The sequence below is a fragment of the Aquibaculum sediminis genome (assembly GCF_040712085.1).
In the GTDB taxonomy this organism is placed as follows: Bacteria; Pseudomonadota; Alphaproteobacteria; order Kiloniellales; family DSM-21159; genus Aquibaculum; species Aquibaculum sediminis.
This window is the reverse complement of sequence record NZ_JBFCVK010000002.1, coordinates 70,559-86,575: the sequence shown is the minus strand read 5'-3', so window position 1 is coordinate 86,575 and position 16,017 is coordinate 70,559. Positions and strand designations below refer to the sequence as shown.

Here is a 16,017-nt window from a genome sequence, read left to right as displayed (position 1 = left end):
CGTCGCTCGCAAGCTGGGATTTCTCGTGAGCTTCATGAACTACGATCTGGGATACGTCGACCCGGAACAGAGAACCCTGCAGACTATCGACAACCCTTTCGGACCAAGGGTGCCACCCATGTCTTAGGTACAAACTGTTACCTATGTCTCGGGAATGAACAGCCAGGTTCGTGAGCCGGATGATGCGGCTCGCCTACCTGTCGCCCGAAGTGCTCGATCACCTTGTCATCAGGCGTGTACCACCGGCACTCTCGCTGAACGATCTCGTCGCTATCGCTGACCGACCGTGGGCGGAGCAGATGGAGATGGTGTTCGGCTAAATATCCTGCTGTTGGACTGGTTCGGCGGGAATTTCGTACCGCATTCAACCTGTCAAGTAGACCACGAGCCCGGCAAGCGCGCAGCTTGCAAGGACCGTCACCGGGCCCAACTTGAAGCGGAACACCGCGACAAGGGCAGCCAGCACCAGAGCCGCAGCCGTCAGGTTCAGCGTAGACCAGACTGGCACATCGAGATCGAGGCCGAAGGATGTAACGGTCCGCAACTCGTCGAAGATCACATGAAGACCGAACCAGACGGCGAGATTCAGGATGACGCCCACCACGGCCGCGGTGATGGCGGTCAGCGCGGCGGTCAGCACCGCGTTGTCGCGCAGACGCTCGATGAAGGGCGCACCGAGAAAGATCCACAGGAAACAGGGCGTGAAGGTCACCCATGTCGTCAGCAGCCCGCCAAGCGTTGCGGCCATCAGGGGTGACAGGCCACTCGCCTCGCGGAAGGCGCCCATGTAGCCCACGAACTGGGTCACCATGATCAACGGACCGGGCGTGGTCTCCGCCATGCCGAGGCCGTCGAGCATCTCGCCGGGGGCGAGCCAGCCGTAGTTCTGCACGGCCTCCTGCGCGACATAGGCCAGCACTGCATAGGCGCCGCCGAAGGTCACCACGGCCATGACGCTGAAGAAGGCCGCGATCTGCGAAAAGATGTTCGCTGGCCCGAATGCCGCGAACAATAGCGCCACCGGTGCGAGCCAGAGGACCAGGAAGACGCCGGAAATGCGAAACGCCCAACCCCGGTTGACCTGCGTGTGATCCGGCGACTCCTCGCCCAGCAGGGTATCAGCGTCGTCGACCTGGACCTTGCCCACCTTGCCGTGTCCGTCGCCGCCATGGAATGCGGGCAGGCCCGCCCGCGCACCGAAGAACCCGATCACGCCTGCAACGAGGATGATGAGCGGAAACGGTACTGCGAAACCGAAGATCGCCACGAAGGAGGCGGCGGCGATGGCGACCATCGCGCCGTTCTTCAGGGCGCGTGAGCCGATGCGGATGACCGCTTGCACGACGATCGCCATGACAGCGGCCTTGAGCCCGAAGAACAGCGCCTCGACAGGCCCGACATTGCCGTAGAGCGCGTAGATCCAGCTGAGCGCCATGATCGCCACGACGCCGGGCAGAACGAAGAGGACGCCCGCGATGATGCCGCCCAGCGTGCGATGCATCAGCCAGCCGATATAGACGGCGAGCTGCATGGCCTCCGGGCCCGGCAGCAGCATGCAGTAGTTGAGCGCATGCAGGAACCGTTTCTCGCCCAGCCAGCGCTGCTCCTCGACAAGGATCCGGTGCATGAGCGCGATCTGCCCGGCCGGACCGCCGAAGCTTAGCAGACCGATGCGGGCCCAGATGCCGGTGGCATCGGTCAGCGTGGGGTATGCGCGGTCCTGCATCAGTCTGCCTTCGGCTTGTTGGTGGGCCAGTTGTGGGTCTCGTCGGTGGCGTCCCGCGCCCAGCGATATAAGGCATCGTAGAGCAGCATCCCGGCGTCCAGCTGCTCCAGATCGTCGGAATACATCCGCGACAGGCCGAGCGAAGCCGCAAGCAGACCGGCCGCCTCGGGCGCCAGATCAAGCCGCGCGGTGTCGGCACCGCGCACAATTGTCGCGAGTCGGCCAAGGGCGGGAATGGTCAGGCCGAACTCGGCCAGCATCACGTCGAAGGTGCAGAGGTCGTCCCGGTGGCTCCAGAAGACGCCTTCGATGTCGAAAGGAACCGCATTGTATCGCTCTGCAACGCCCACCACTTCGGCAGGTGCCACGAAGAGGATGATGGCCCGGGGATCCAGAAAGCGCCGGATCAGCCAGGGGCACGCAATGCGGTCGATTTTCGGACGTGAGCGCGTGACCCAGATGGTGCGACCCTGCGTATTGCGTTCGGGCAACTTCGACGGATCGATCAGGGGTAGCTCGGCAGCGCGCCAGGCCTCGAACCCGCCCTCGAGATACTCCGAGGCGTAGCCCTCGGCGCGCAGCCATGCGGCAGTCCCCTGACTGCGCCGGTGACCGCCCTGGCAGACGGCGATTGATGGTTGACCGCCGAGCTGGGATGCCAGAGCGGCGAGCGCCTGATCGTCGACCCTAGTCGCACCGGGGAGAAGTCGGGGATCGGCCGCGAAATCCTCCTCGGATCGCACGTCGAGCAGAAGCGGCGCACGGGGGGTTCCGAGGATACGGCTGAGCTTGTCGAAAGAAATGGCATTGGGCGCAGGCATGTGCGTTCCTCCGTCTCCGGGATTGATAGGAACGCGATCTTTGGCTGGCGCCTCGTGGGGAGCTCGCAATCCCCATGATCTTTGATAAGAAATACAGATCGCATTAGTCAAGGAAAACAGCATAGGGGCGTTGGACTGCACGCAACTACGTGCAAAATCGCCTACCTGGACGAGCCGCCGAAGCTCGCGCATGAACTCGTCCGGTGCCCGTGCCTGGAGCAGACGCCGAAAGCGCAAAGGCTTCAGGAGGGTGTCCGTGAAATCGACGTCCAGGCTAACCCGCCCCACTTGGGCGGCGGGCGAAGGGGCCCGCTTCCCCTCGTTGACCGCGAGGTCCTTGCGAACATGCGCCAAGACCAGCGCCGAAGCCGCCACCCAAGGCATGCGATGGTGAAGTCCTTCGCGCCCGAATCTCAGGCGTTGATAGAGCTCCAGCACTGCCGGCTCGACCAGCGCTTCCGACAGCATCGCCTTGCGCCTCAGACACGCCAAGGCCGCCGTGTCGGCAAGGGGGTTCGGCTCCCCCGCTGCGGTCAGCGGTTGCAGCCGGCGCCACCCTGAGTCCTACCGTGCGATAGGCTTGTTCTCCAGGGCGTCGTAGAAGGCGGCTTCGGCCTCCGCCGGCGGTATGTTGCCGATCGGCTCGAGCAGCCGGCGATTGTTGAACCAGTCGACCCATTCGAGGGTGGCGAGTTCAACGGCCTGGAGCTTGTGCCAGGGGCCGCGGCGGTGGATCATCTCGGCCTTACGTAGGTGAAGTCGGAGACCCAAAGCATATTCGGGCGTGGTGCCTTGAACTGGCGGTTCACCCGGTCCGCCGGGCACGGTGTCGCCTTGTCGCTGACCGTGGACTTGGCCGCCCTGCCGCGGACGGCGCCCTGGATGCCCAACGAACGCATCAGCCTTGTAATCGGATTACTGTTTACGGCGTCCACCGGCACCGCTTTCATATGGACGTGGTCGTGGTGGAGGCGACGACATAAAGCCAATGCCGTTGAATGCCATCGGAGAAAGCGGCAGAAAACGAAACTGTAGCGCTATATCCCTGGCCATGCGCTCAGGGCAATGAATCCCACAACCTCGGCACAAAGCTGAGTGGCGCCTAGAACGTCACCGGTCTGCCCGCCCAGGCGACGCAGGGCCAAGATGGCGATCAAGCCGCCGATCATGCCCATGGCGAGAAGCACGACAAGGGCCTCAAACCCGACGTTCACGCCGATGAAGAGCACGAGAAGTGCCCCCGGCATCCAGCCAAGCGGAGCACGTCCCGATGCCCGGTGCCCAAGTCCGTCGGCGCGCGCCGGCGGGAGCAGGTCGAGGACCGCGAGCATTGCGAGGCGGCTGGCGGTGGCTGTCAGGAGGAAGGCGGCCAGCGAGAGACCGTCGGGTGTCGCAGAGAGGGCGCCAGCCGGGAGCGCGACGGCGAAGATCAAGGCGACCACGCCATAGGATCCGATCCGGCTGTCGCGCATGATCTCCAGGCAGTGCGCCCGGTCACGACCGCCGCCGAGCGCGTCTGCAAAATCGGCAAGACCATCCAGATGCAGCGCCCCGGTTGCCAGCGCCAGGGCCCCGAGCGCCATGAGGGCCGCGACGAGAGACCCGAGGCCCAGCGCGAGCGCCCCCTGCTGGGCCGCCCATCCGATCAGGCCGACGAGGACACCGACCAGCGGAAAGGCCCAGCGTGCGGCGGCGAGGCTTGGTACAGGTTCCGCAATCCGGCCCATCGGCAGGCACGTCAGTAACATTAGAGCAAGGCGTGCTTCCGCAGCCCGGCGGGCGAGGTTCATGCTGGGCCGATGCCCGCCTCGGCGAAGGTCGCCATGCCGTCATGGCACGCGAGCGCTCCACGTAGGATCGACAAGGCCAGCGCGGCGCCTGTGCCTTCACCGAGCGCCATGCGGAGATGCAGGATCGGCTCCTTGCCCATGGCGGTGCACAGCCGCGCATGGCCAGGCTCGGCGCTTAAATGGCCAACCATGCAGTGGTCGAGGAACCGCGCATCGGCGGCGTAGAGCGGCGCCACCGCTGCGGTGCAAATGAAGCCGTCCAGGATCACCGGGATCCGTGCCGCCCGCGCGGCCAGCAACGCGCCGCAGAGCGCTGCCTGCTCGCGCCCACCCACGGCCGCGAGCAGGTGCAGGGCCGGCAGGTCGCCATGGGCCGCAACAGCCGCGGCGACGGCTCGCCGCTTACGCGCCAGACCCGCCTCATCGCTGCCCGCGCCCGGGCCGACCCAGTCCTCAGGCGCGCCGCCACACACGGCATGGGCCAGCGCTGCCGAGACGGTCGAATTTCCGATGCCCATCTCGCCGAGGATCAGGAGGTCGCTCGCGGGATCTACCGCCGCAGCGCCGCGATTGAGCGCGTCCAGACATTCGACCTCGCTCAGGGCGGGTCCCTGGGTGAAGTCCGCGGTCGGGCGATCGAGATCGAGCGCGACAACAGTGAGGTCCGCTCCCGCCACGCGGCACAGCTGGTTGATCGCAGCGCCGCCGGATTGGAAGTTCTCCACCATCAGCGCCGTGACCTCCTGAGGAAAGCTGTTCACCTCTTGCGCGCAGATGCCGTGATTGCCGGCGAAGACCAGTGCCTGCGCACGGTCGACCCGGGGTCTGGCGATGCCGCGCCAGCCAGCCATGAAGGTCACGAGTTCCTCGAGCCGGCCGAGCGAGCCCGGCGGCTTCGTCAGCTGCAGTTGACGCGCCCTGGCGGCCTGAGCCACGGCCTCGTCGAACTGAGGCAGTTCAAAACGTAGAAGGTCGTCGAACCTGGCAAAGGACGGCAGACTCATTGTGGTTTCACCTTCACTGGATAGCCTGCAAAACACACCCAGAACTCGTCGCAGGCCTCCGCGAGCTGCTGGTTGGCCAAGCCCGCGGCGTCGCGGAAAGCACGGGCGAGTGCATTGTCGGGGACGATGCCGGAACCGACCTCGTTGGTCACGAAGACCACAGGGGCTGCCAGCTGTGGCAGGAGCCTGGCGAGCTGTGCCACCTCCGCCTCCCAGTCGCATCCTGCAGCCATAAGGTTTGACAGCCACAGGGTAATACAGTCGACGAGCCGTGGCGCTCCGCGGTCGCTGTCGGTGAGGGCACGCACCAGATCGAGCGGTTCCGCCAGTGTTTGCCACTCCTGCCCTCGGCGGGCTTGGTGGCGGGCGATACGCTCGGCCATCTCCGCATCGCCGGATTCGGCGGTTGCAATGTAGATTGCGGGTTGGCCGAGCGTGAGCGTCGTGCGTTCCGCCAGAGTGCTCTTGCCCGAACGGGCGCCGCCAGTGATCAGGATCGACTTTGTCATTGCGACGTGAGAAAGCAGGTTTGCTACAGCTTGGAAAGCCCGAATGATACCTATTGCCCCCGGCGAACTCGTTCTAATTCGCCATGCTCCTGCCGAGAGCAGCGGGCGGCTCTGCGGACGCCGCGACGTCCCTGCGCGCTTGGCGGATCGCGATGCAATAGATCGGCTCGCCAAACACCTGGCCCCCTGCAGCAAGGTGGTGACAAGCCCCGCGCTCCGCTGTCGGCAGACTGCGTTCGCGCTATTTCCGGGTCGCGAGGTACGGGGCGACGCCCGCCTGTGGGAGCAGGATTTTGGAGCCCATGAGGGGCTGCCTCATGACGCTCTCCCCGACCTTGGGCCGCTGTCGCGCAGTGATCTCGCCGCCCATCTGCCGCCAGGCGGCGAGAGCTTCACGGGAATGGTAGCGCGCGTGTGTCCAGCGCTTCTGGAGATCGCGGCGGAAGCCGAGGGAGGGAGGCCGGTTGCCGTCGTGGCCCATGCCGGGACCGTCCGCGCCGGGCTCGCGCTTGCGATCGGCGACGTCCCTGCCGCGCTAACCTTTGAGGTGGGGCCGCTCTCGGTCACGCGGTTACGCTGCCTCGGCGAAGCCTTCTCGGTGGTGAGCGTGAACGGTCTGGTCTGACCCATGGCTTTCGTTGCACGCCATTCGGATGGATGGCTGCCATATCGCGTGAGCCTGGGGCGTCACATCGTGTTTCGAGAGCTGGCTCGGGCAAGCCGCTGCTTCCGGGCAGGTATGGTGCAATGAGCTTCGCTGGCATTATTGGGCTGGCGCTGGTCATCGATGTCTTGTTCGGTTGGCCCGCGCGGCTTTACGAACGGATCGGTCACCCGGTTACCTGGATCGGTGCGTTGATCACGGCACTCGATCATCGCTGGAACCGCGGCGGCCTCTGGCAGCAGCGTGGGGGCGGCACGCTGATCGTGCTTGTCCTGCTTGCGGTGGGCACGCTGCCGGCGATGGCGTTGCAGGCGGCCTTGCCCGACGGTATTGCAGGTCTCCTTCTGGGCGCGGTGCTGGCCTGGCCTTGGATCGCAGCGCGATCGCTTCACGATCATGTCGCGGCGGTCGCCGCCCCGCTTGTTCGGGGAGACCTGCCTGCCGCACGGCAGGCTGTCGCCATGATAGTAGGGCGAGATCCGGCGCAACTCGATACGACCGGGGTTACGCTTGCCGCCCTTGAAAGCCTGGCCGAGAACGCTTCGGATGGGGTCGTGGCGCCGCTCTTTTGGGGGCTTCTTGGCGGACTGCCAGGGCTCGTCGCCTACAAGGTGGTGAATACACTCGATTCGATGATCGGGCACCGAAACCCCCGCTACGAGGAGTTCGGCAAGGTCGCCGCCCGTCTCGACGACGCCATGAATCTGATCCCGGCTCGGCTTACCGCACTTCTGATAGCGTTGGTTGCGGGGCGGGGTGCAGTGCCGATCCGCGTCATGATGCGCGATGCGCGAAACCACCGTTCGCCCAATGCCGGCTGGCCCGAATCAGCACTGGCGGGTGCCCTCGATGTCCGCCTGTCAGGGCCGCGTGCCTACGGCGACCGTGTCTCCGACGAGCCTTGGCTCAATGACGGCGCTCCCGACCCCGCGCCCGAGGCACTTGAGCGGGGGCTTGCAGTCTACCTGCGGGCCGTGGGCTTATGCGGGGTGGGGTTGCTTTTCCTGGCGATCATCTGAGAGAGGCGACGCGTGATCGCGGCGGCGATCTGGCCGCCTCGCTTCCCCTATAGCGAGGAATGGCTGAGGCTTGGTCTGTGCCGGGGTACGAGGCACGGTGGATACGATTCGAAGCGGCTTTGGAGTAGTGCCTTCACGATCCGCTTGAGTTAGCGCGCGAGCTCAAGCAGCCCGGCGACGTCGAGATGCTGCTCCAGATGTGCTGCGAGCGCCTCGATCACCGCTTCAACCCGCGACGCATAGGATCCGGCCGCTGCTAGAGTGCCAAAGCTGGCCAAGAAGCCTGCGCGGAAGCGGTCATCGCGGAACATGCCGTGCAGGTAGCTTCCCGCCACGCGGCCGTCCGCGCTTACTGCGCCCTCCGGCCGCCCGGCGATCCGGGCGAAGGGACGTGCGCAGTCCGGCCCCTCGGTGAGGCCGCTATGAATTTCGTATCCCTCGAAGGGGAGGCCCGTCGCCCTGTGCTCGGCCGTCACCGTCGTCAGTTGTTTGTCGGGGAGCATCACCGTCTCGATGTCGAGAAACCCGAGGCCGGGATCACTGCCCGCGGCCCCTTCAACCCCTGTCGGATCATCGATCTGCCGTCCGAGCATCTGGTAGCCACCGCAGATGCCGAGCAGATGGCCGCCGCGCCGCAGATGCGCAGCAAGATCCACATCCCAACCTTGCGCCCGAAGAAAGGCGAGATCGCTGCGGGTTGATTTGGTGCCGGGCAGGATGACGAGGTCGCTATCCCCAGGAAGCGCACGGCCGGGCCCCAGCATGGTGAGCCGCACCCCGGGCTCCTGGGCGAGAGGATCGAGATCGTCGAAATTAGCGATGCGGGACAGGCAGAGGCAAACCACATGTAGCCCCGCCTTTCGACGCGGCGCATGAAGATCTAGCGCGTCCTCCGCAGGCAACCTCCAGGCGTCTGGAAACCAGGGACATACGCCGTAACCATACCAGCCGGTACGCGATTCTATCAGCCGAAAGCCCTCGGTGAAGAGGGATGGATCACCACGGAACTTGTTGACCAGAAAGCCAACAACGAGCTCAGCATCCTGCGCATCGAGCACCGCCTGGGTACCGATGATCTGTGCGATCACGCCACCGCGGTCGATGTCGCCGGCGAGGATCACGGGCACACCTGCTTCGCGCGCGAAACCCATGTTGGCGATATCGCCGGCCCGCAGGTTGACCTCGGCCGCGCTGCCCGCCCCCTCGACGATCACGAGGTCGTGTGCTGCCTTGAGCCTGGCGAAGCTCTCGGTCACCCTGGCGAGGAGTTGCGGCTTCAGCGTCTGATAATCGCGTGCTCGTGCTGTCGTCAAACGTTTGCCCTGCACGATCACCTGCGCGCCGACATCGGTTTCGGGTTTGAGGAGCACCGGGTTCATATCCGTGTGCGAAGGCACCCCCGCTGCCAACGCCTGTAAGGCCTGCGCTCGGCCGATCTCTCCCCCGTTCTCGGTTACGGCAGCGTTGTTCGACATGTTTTGCGGCTTGAAGGGTGCAATGGAAAATCCCCGCTTGCGCGCAGCACGGCAGAGTCCCGCGACGAGAAGCGACTTCCCGACGTTGCTGCCGGTGCCTTGGATCATCAGCGCGCGACCCATGTCGTCACCCCTTGTAAGTGATCAGAACTCGACGCCTTTTTGAGCCTTCACGCCGCTCCGGAAGGGATGCTTCACCAGGGTCATCTCGGTGACGAGATCGGCTGCCTCCAACAGATCAGGCTTGGCGTTTCGCCCTGTGAGGCAGACATGGGTCATGTCCGGCTTCTCGTTCAGGAGGAAGCTCACAACCTCGTCCGTGTCGAGATAGTCGTAGCGCAGGGCGATGTTGATCTCATCCAGCAGCACGAAGCGGATCTCCGGGTCGAGAATCTGCGTCTTGGCCATTTCCCATCCGTTGCGCGCGGCAGCGATGTCGCGGTCGCGGTCCTGGGTCTCCCAAGTGAAGCCTTCTCCGGAGACGAAGAATCGGCACTCGTCCGCGAATCGCTCTTGCAGGAGGCGCTTCTCGCCGGTTTCCCAGGTGCCCTTGATGAACTGCACGACGGCGCAGGGCATGCCGTTAGCTATGCAGCGCATGATCATCCCGAAGCCCGAGGACGATTTACCCTTTCCGGCGCCGGTGTGGACGATGATCAGCCCCTTCTCCTCGGTCTTGGTTTCCATCATCTTGTCGCGGGCAACCTTGATCCGCTTCTTCTTCTCTTGGTGACGAACCGCGGTGTCATCCATGGTGGGCTCCTTGCAACTTGACAGAGTTCGCGGGTCCTGAGCATGTGGCGCGTGCTGGTGCCTGTGGTAGCAGGTGAAAAGGGAATGCGCGAGGCCAACCGGCCGAACCGCAGCCGCCCCCGCGACCGTGATCGGAGAGGGCGCCCAACAAGCCACTGGCCGCAAAGGCGGCTCGGGAAGGCTGGGCGACCGCAACGGCAATAGCCGTGAAATCCGTAAGCCGGGAGACCTGCCAGCACGACGTGTGTAACCGGGCGGGGTTGTCCGGTGTCGGACTGGCGGCCCCATCATGCCGCGTAGCCGTCGTGCCCCCGCCCAGAATCGCCGGGAAAGGGCATGACGAGATCCATGTCGCCAACAGAACTTCTAATCTGCACCCGCTGCCGCCGCGGGCAAAAGATTGCCGAGGATGCGGAACGTCCCGGCGCCATCCTTTACCGCCGCGTCGTGGCGCGCGGCGTCGATGGTGTGAAGATCACGCCGGTCGAGTGCCTGTCGAATTGCCTGCATGGCTGCTCCATCGTCCTGAGGGGAGCGGGGCGCTGGACCTACGTCTACGGCAGGCTGGACGAAACCAGCGATGTTGAGACGATCCGCGAGGGCGCCGAAAGATACCGCGCCACGCCCGACGGTCTCGTGCCCTGGCGCGAACGCCCGGCGCATTTCCGCAAGAACTGCATAGCTCGCATTCCTCCCGTGGAGACCACCTGATATGGCCAGCCTCGAAAAACTTCCCGTCACTGTCATCACCGGTTTCCTTGGGTCGGGCAAGACGACGCTCATCACGCATCTGATGCAGAACCCTGGCGGCAAACGGCTTGCGGTGGTTGTCAACGAGTTCGGCGACGTGGGCGTGGACGGAGAAATTCTTAAGGGCTGTGCGATCCCGGATTGCCCGGCCGAGAACATCGTCGAACTGGCGAACGGCTGCATCTGTTGTACGGTGGCTGACGATTTCATTCCGACAATCGAAGCGCTGCTGACACTTGATCAGCGTCCCGATCACATCCTGATCGAGACGAGCGGTCTGGCGCTTCCCAAGCCGCTTCTCAAGGCGTTCGACTGGCCCGACATCAGGTCCAGGATCACCGTGGACGGGGTCATTGCACTGGCCGATGCCGAGGCAGTGGCGGCTGGCCGCTTCGCCCCCAATGTCGAGGCGGTGGACCGTCAGCGCCTGGCAGATGACAGCCTCGACCACGAAACGCCCCTGAGCGAGGTTTTCGGCGACCAGATTTCCTGCGCTGACATCGTTCTTCTCACCAAAGCCGACCTTGCCGGCCCGGAGGGCATCGAGAAAGCAAGGACGATCATTCATGCCGAGGCACCACGCAGGCTGCCGATCATCGAGGTGACCGAAGGCGCGGTGGATTCGCGGGTCATCCTCGGTCTCGGCGCCGCGGCCGAAGATGACGTGGACGCGCGGCCGTCGCACCACGATGGGACGGACGATCACGAGCATGACGATTTCCATAGCGTGGTGATCGACATCCCCGAGATCGCAAATCCGGACGACCTGGTCTCCCGCGTCGCTGAGCTGGCCCGCCGGCAGAACATCCTGCGAATCAAGGGCTATGCCGCCGTTGCAGGAAAGCCGATGCGGCTCCTCGTGCAGGCGGTCGGCGTCCGAATGCGACACCAGTACGACCGACCCTGGAAGCCTGAAGAGGGGCGACAGGGCCGTCTCGTGGTGATTGCCGAACGCGATCACGTCGACGAAAGCGGGATCCGGAGCATCCTGGTGCCGGAGCCCGCTGCGGCGGAGTAGCGGGAAGAGCGCGATGCACGTCATCTTCCGTGAAAGCCACGGGCTCGAAGAAACTGAGACACCGATTGATCTTGAGCAGAGTCCCGCGGAGCTTGTTGTTCTGTCCTTTTCGGACAGCGACCTTGGGGCCTTTGCGGCCGGCTGGCGTCGCGGCGGCGGGGCTGACGGCCGCCTCCCGTCGCTCAGGCTTGCCAACATCGCCGCGCTGAAGCATCCGCTCTCGGTTGATACCTACATCGAGAAGACGCTGTCCGACGCCAAAGGCATTCTGATCCGGCTCATCGGCGGCGACCCCTACTGGCCCTACGGCCTGCAACAGATCAAGGTGCTTGCTCGCCGACGCGGCATTGCACTGGCCGTTTTGCCTGCCGATGGGCGGCCCGATCCGCAGCTTGACACCATATCTACGGTCCCAGGTTCGACGCTTCGGCGACTGACGCAGCTCTGCGATGCCGGCGGTGCGGTCGCAGCACAGGCTGCGCTTGCGCAGCTAGCGCTGGCCGCCGGGCTCTACGCGGGACCGGTCGCAGGTGCAAAGGCTTTGCCTGAAGTGGGGGGCTGGGACCCCGAAAACGGATTGGCGTGTCCGGCCGCCGCCGCGCTGGAGAAGGAGGCGCCGCTTGTCCTCCTGGTGTTCTACCGCTCCTATCTGGTTGCTGCCGATCTTGCGCCGGTGGAGGCGCTCTGCGCCAGCCTGCGTGCGCGCGGCTTCCGAACGCTCGGACTCTTTTTGCCGTCGTTGAAGGCCGCCGGCGCGCGGGAATGGCTGGCGCGGCAGGTCGCGCATTTGGCGCCTGCGGCAATCGTCAACGCGACCTCCTTCTCGGGCCGGGGCGATGCTGGGCTGGGTAGCGCGGGCGGCTCACCCCTCGACGCCGCGGGCGTCCCGGTATTTCAGGTCGCACTTGCGACCTCGACGCAAAAGGCATGGGCCGAGACCGAGCGCGGCCTTTCGCCCGCCGATCTGGCCATGCATGTGGTTCTGCCCGAGGTGGACGGACGGCTGTTTGCCGGCGCCGCCTCCTTCAAGGAGCCGAGTTCACGCGACCCCGCCCTCGAATTTTCCCGTACCCTCCACACCCCGAAGCCTGACCGGATCGCAGCCATCGCCGATCGCGTCGCGGCCTGGCACCGCCTGTCAAGCGGGGCGCCCGAAGAACGTCGCGTGGCGCTTGTTCTCTCCACCTACCCGGGGCGGGAGTGGAACATGGCTCATGCGGTCGGCCTCGATGCGCTGGCATCGGCTGAAGCGATGCTGTTGGATCTTGCGGACGCGGGCTACAGCATCGCAACCGGGTGCCCCTTGCACGAGGCTCTAGGGGCCGAGCGCATCCACTGGCCGATCAGGGACTATCATCGCGCCCTCAAGCAGCTTCCGGCGGACTTGCAAGAGGCGCTCTTTGCGGCCTGGGGCGCGCCGGAGGATGACGCGGATGTAGTGGACGGCAGCTTCGCCTTCACCGCCGTCCGCCGCGGTAATGCTCTTGTCTCGCTCCAGCCCGAGCGTGGCAGCCGGACGACGCGCGATGCCGACTATCATGATCTCTCCCGCGTACCGCGGCACGCCTATGTCGCCTTCTACCTCTGGATTCGATCGCGGACCGACGCGCTGATCCACATCGGGGCGCACGGCACCCTCGAGTGGCTTCCGGGCAAGGCGGTAGCACTGTCCCGATACTGCTGGCCTGAGGCGCTGATCGGCGACCTGCCGGTCATCTATCCCTTCATCGTGAACGATCCCGGTGAGGCCGCTCAGGCCAAACGCCGGATCGGCGCGGTTACGATCGGGCACATCCCGCCGCCGCTCAAGGTATCCGGTACCACCAGCCGGCTCGCACGGCTCGAGGCCCTGCTTGACGAGTTTTCTAACGCCGATGGCCTTGATCCGAAGCGCCGCGACCGCTTGATGGAGAAGATCCGCGACGAGGCGCAGGCGCTCGGTGTCGAGGGCGATCTGGGGATCGAGGCGGCAACCAGCCTAACCGAGGCAATTACGCGCATCGACCGCTTCGTCTGCGACGTCAAGGAAAGCCAGTTCGGCGACGGACTGCATGTCTGGGGCCGCCCGCCGGCCACCGCCGGGGCCTTTGACTCAACGGCCTCGGTCGCAGCCGAGCGGCAGGCACTAATCGACGCGCTCGCAGGACACCGGATCGAGCCTGGACCATCGGGATCGCCCCATCGAGGGCGGGCCGACGTGCTGCCGACCGGCCGCAACCTCTTTACCACTGACCCGCGCTCCGTCCCGACCCGCGCGGCCTGGCAGCAGGGGGTCAAGCTCGCGGACGAACTGATCCGGCGGCATCTGCAGGACGAGGGGGACTGGCCCAAGTCGGTGATCGTTGACCTCTGGGGCTCCGCCACCATGCGCACGGCGGGCGAGGAGTTCGCCATGGCGCTCGCCCTTCTCGGCGTACGCCCCCTCTGGGACCAGGGTTCGGAGCGGGTGTCCGGCGTGGAGGTCCTGCCTTTCGCTGAACTTGATCGGCCGCGGGTCGACGTAACGCTGCGCGTCTCGGGCCTGTTTCGCGACGTATTCCCAACGCTGTCGGCACTTTTCCAGCAGGCGGTGCGCGCGCTTTCGCACCGCGACGAGCGGCCGCACTGGAATCCCTTTATCGGCCGCGACGAGGCGCGGGTCTACGGTCCCGCACCGGGCCATTTCGGTCTGAGCATGGGCCCGTTTCTGGGCGACTACTCGGAAGCAGGGCGACAGCAGGCCGGTGAGGCGTGGCTTGCGGCGTCCGCCTGGACGCTCGACGGTGAGCGGGTGGCGAATGATGAGACGGGACTGCGCGCGCGCGTGGCGCAGGCCGACGCTTTCGTGCATCTTCAGGACCTGCCCGAGACGGACCTCCTGCTGGCGGAGGATTACGCGAGCCACGAGGCCGGCTTTGCGGCGGCAAAGGGGGTCACCGGCGGGACGGCAGCGCTCTACCATTTCGACAACACCGATCCGTCGCGGCCCCGTGCCCGCGCGTTGACCGAAGAAATCGCCCGGGTCGTGCTGGCCCGCGCGGCCAATCGGGAGTGGATTGCCGGCATGCGGCGCCATGGTTTCCGGGGCGCTGCGGAGGTCGCCGCGACGCTCGAAAACCTGGCCGCCTTCGCGCATCTTGCCGGTGTCGTTGCGCCACATCTCTTCGACCTCTTCTGGGACGCAACGCTCGGCGACGAAGAGGTGACGGATTTCATGGAGGAGGCGAACCCGCAGGCGCTCGCCGCGATGCGCGGGCGGTTCGCTGAGCTGCACGCATCGGGCCTCTGGCAGTCACGACGGAACTCGATTCTTGCCGAACTGGAGATGGGGGCATGAGCACCCCCGCGATCAAAGGCTGGTGCCCCGGCGCCCACCGGCCGATGCCCGCGGGCGACGGGCTGGTCGTCCGTGTGCGGCCGCCGCTTGGCGAGATCTCACCTGACCAGGCCCGGGGCATGGCCGAGCTGGCTGAACGTCATGGGAAGGGCGTCATTGAGCTGACCAATCGCGCCAGCCTGCAGATCCGCGGTGTGCCCCTGGCCGCCCACAGCGCGCTGATCGAGGGGTTGGCGGCGTTGCACCTGCTCGATCCGGATGTCGGGACGGAGAGCCGCCGCACGATCGTTCTCGACCCCTTTCGGCCCCTTGCCGAGGACGATCCGCAGACACGCGCTGCGACGGCTCTCGCGACAAGCCTCATACCCAGCGACCTCAACAGCCTGCCGTCGAAGTTCGGTTTCCTGATCGATGCCGGTCCGCGGCGACAGCTCGCTGACGTCAGCGGCGACATTCGGATCGAGGCGTCGGACAGGGTTCTGATCGTGCGGCCCGACGGCGCTTCCCTCGGCCGTGCTGCGGCGGATCCGGTCGAAGCGGCCGGGCTCGCGCTTGAGCTTGCACGTTGGTTCCTCGGTTCGGGGGGCGTCGGGTCGGATGGACGCGGACGCATGGCGCGGCATCTGGCATCGGGGGCAAGGCTCCCCCCGGCGCTTGCCGGCGATCGCGCGCCCAACGCCGCCGCTGCCGTGCCCCCGCCCGGGCCGGTCGAAGGCGGGCTCTGCGCGGCCGCTGCCTTCGGCGAGCTCGCGGCCGGTGATCTGCGGCGAGTTGCGGGGGCTGGGGCGGCCGTCCTGAGGATCACTCCCTGGCGCATGCTGTTCCTGCCGGCCGTGGATTCGCCTGCGAGCCTGGCGGAGAGTTCCGGTCTGCTGACCGATCCGGCCGCCGCCCTCCTACGCGTCGCGGCCTGCACTGGCGCTCCCGGCTGCCCTCAGTCCAGCGTCGAGACTCGTGACTTCGCCCGCAGCCTGTCGCATCACCTGCCTTGCGAGGTGACGCTCCACGTGTCGGGTTGCGCAAAGGGCTGCGCGCATCCCCGGTCTGCGGACCTCACGCTGGTCGGGCGCGACGGCGCCTTCGATCTTGTCAAGGGTGGCGCTCCGTGGGACGAGCCGAGCCGCCGCGGGATCGCACCGCGGCACGTGGCGACCATTATCGGCGGATAAACG

At 65.9% G+C, this 16,017-nt stretch carries 14 protein-coding genes, 1 pseudogene and 1 riboswitch; of the genes and pseudogenes, 7 read left to right on the top strand and 8 right to left on the bottom strand.

Going from position 1 to position 16,017, the window contains the following annotated elements; translation table 11 throughout:
- Positions 1-170: 170 nt before the first annotated feature.
- Positions 171-320 (top strand): hypothetical protein, encoded by a 150-nt coding sequence (locus tag ABZ720_RS03100; RefSeq protein ID WP_366553708.1) that lies wholly within the window; start codon positions 171-173, stop codon positions 318-320.
- Positions 321-364: 44 nt separating this feature from the next.
- Here the strand turns inward: ABZ720_RS03100 and chrA are convergent, their stop codons facing one another.
- From chrA to cobU, 6 genes and pseudogenes are all read right to left on the bottom strand, one after another.
- Positions 365-1,726, bottom strand: a complete 1,362-nt coding sequence (chrA, locus tag ABZ720_RS03095; RefSeq protein WP_366553706.1) for a chromate efflux transporter — start codon at positions 1,724-1,726, stop codon at positions 365-367.
- Positions 1,726-3,093: a type I-E CRISPR-associated protein Cse2/CasB gene (casB, locus tag ABZ720_RS03090; RefSeq protein WP_366554423.1), complete on the bottom strand. Its 1,368-nt coding sequence runs from the start codon at positions 3,091-3,093 to the stop codon at positions 1,726-1,728. The genes chrA and casB overlap by 1 nt, the downstream gene beginning before the upstream one ends.
- A gap of 18 nt (positions 3,094-3,111) precedes the next feature.
- Positions 3,112-3,458: pseudogene (locus tag ABZ720_RS03085) on the bottom strand (transposase domain-containing protein); the annotation flags it as partial.
- A gap of 126 nt (positions 3,459-3,584) precedes the next feature.
- The gene (locus ABZ720_RS03080; protein WP_366553704.1) at positions 3,585-4,295 is read right to left on the bottom strand and encodes an adenosylcobinamide-GDP ribazoletransferase; all 711 of its coding nucleotides are present in this window, start codon (positions 4,293-4,295) and stop codon (positions 3,585-3,587) included.
- A gap of 38 nt (positions 4,296-4,333) precedes the next feature.
- Complete coding sequence (gene cobT / locus ABZ720_RS03075; protein ID WP_366553702.1) at positions 4,334-5,341, bottom strand: nicotinate-nucleotide--dimethylbenzimidazole phosphoribosyltransferase; 1,008 nt, start codon at positions 5,339-5,341, stop codon at positions 4,334-4,336.
- Positions 5,338-5,850 (bottom strand): bifunctional adenosylcobinamide kinase/adenosylcobinamide-phosphate guanylyltransferase, encoded by a 513-nt coding sequence (cobU, locus tag ABZ720_RS03070; protein ID WP_366553700.1) that lies wholly within the window; start codon positions 5,848-5,850, stop codon positions 5,338-5,340. The genes cobT and cobU overlap by 4 nt, the downstream gene beginning before the upstream one ends.
- A 43-nt stretch (positions 5,851-5,893) precedes the next feature.
- Here cobU and ABZ720_RS03065 point away from each other — a divergent pair, with 43 nt between their 5' ends.
- Positions 5,894-6,475, top strand: a complete 582-nt coding sequence (locus ABZ720_RS03065; RefSeq protein WP_366553698.1) for a histidine phosphatase family protein — start codon at positions 5,894-5,896, stop codon at positions 6,473-6,475.
- A gap of 122 nt (positions 6,476-6,597) precedes the next feature.
- Positions 6,598-7,533, top strand: a complete 936-nt coding sequence (gene cbiB / locus ABZ720_RS03060) for an adenosylcobinamide-phosphate synthase CbiB (protein WP_366553696.1) — start codon at positions 6,598-6,600, stop codon at positions 7,531-7,533.
- A 149-nt stretch (positions 7,534-7,682) separates the two neighbouring features.
- On the opposite strand, the gene ABZ720_RS03055 is transcribed toward cbiB, so the two are convergent.
- Positions 7,683-9,131: a cobyric acid synthase gene (locus ABZ720_RS03055; protein WP_366553694.1), complete on the bottom strand. Its 1,449-nt coding sequence runs from the start codon at positions 9,129-9,131 to the stop codon at positions 7,683-7,685.
- Positions 9,132-9,152: 21 nt separating this feature from the next.
- Positions 9,153-9,761, bottom strand: a complete 609-nt coding sequence (gene cobO / locus ABZ720_RS03050) for a cob(I)yrinic acid a,c-diamide adenosyltransferase (protein ID WP_366553692.1) — start codon at positions 9,759-9,761, stop codon at positions 9,153-9,155.
- Between the two features lie 38 nt (positions 9,762-9,799).
- Positions 9,800-10,012: riboswitch (cobalamin riboswitch) on the top strand.
- Between the two features lie 85 nt (positions 10,013-10,097).
- Here cobO and ABZ720_RS03045 point away from each other — a divergent pair.
- The 4 genes from ABZ720_RS03045 to cobG are packed head-to-tail and all read left to right on the top strand — an operon-like array spanning position 10,098 to position 16,014.
- Complete coding sequence (locus tag ABZ720_RS03045) at positions 10,098-10,472, top strand: DUF1636 family protein (protein WP_366553690.1); 375 nt, start codon at positions 10,098-10,100, stop codon at positions 10,470-10,472.
- A gap of 1 nt (position 10,473) precedes the next feature.
- Positions 10,474-11,529: a cobalamin biosynthesis protein CobW gene (cobW, locus tag ABZ720_RS03040; protein ID WP_366553688.1), complete on the top strand. Its 1,056-nt coding sequence runs from the start codon at positions 10,474-10,476 to the stop codon at positions 11,527-11,529.
- Positions 11,530-11,542: 13 nt separating this feature from the next.
- Positions 11,543-14,845: a cobaltochelatase subunit CobN gene (gene cobN / locus ABZ720_RS03035; RefSeq protein ID WP_366553686.1), complete on the top strand. Its 3,303-nt coding sequence runs from the start codon at positions 11,543-11,545 to the stop codon at positions 14,843-14,845.
- Positions 14,842-16,014: a precorrin-3B synthase gene (gene cobG, locus ABZ720_RS03030; protein WP_366553684.1), complete on the top strand. Its 1,173-nt coding sequence runs from the start codon at positions 14,842-14,844 to the stop codon at positions 16,012-16,014. The genes cobN and cobG overlap by 4 nt, the downstream gene beginning before the upstream one ends.
- Positions 16,015-16,017: the final 3 nt, after the last annotated feature.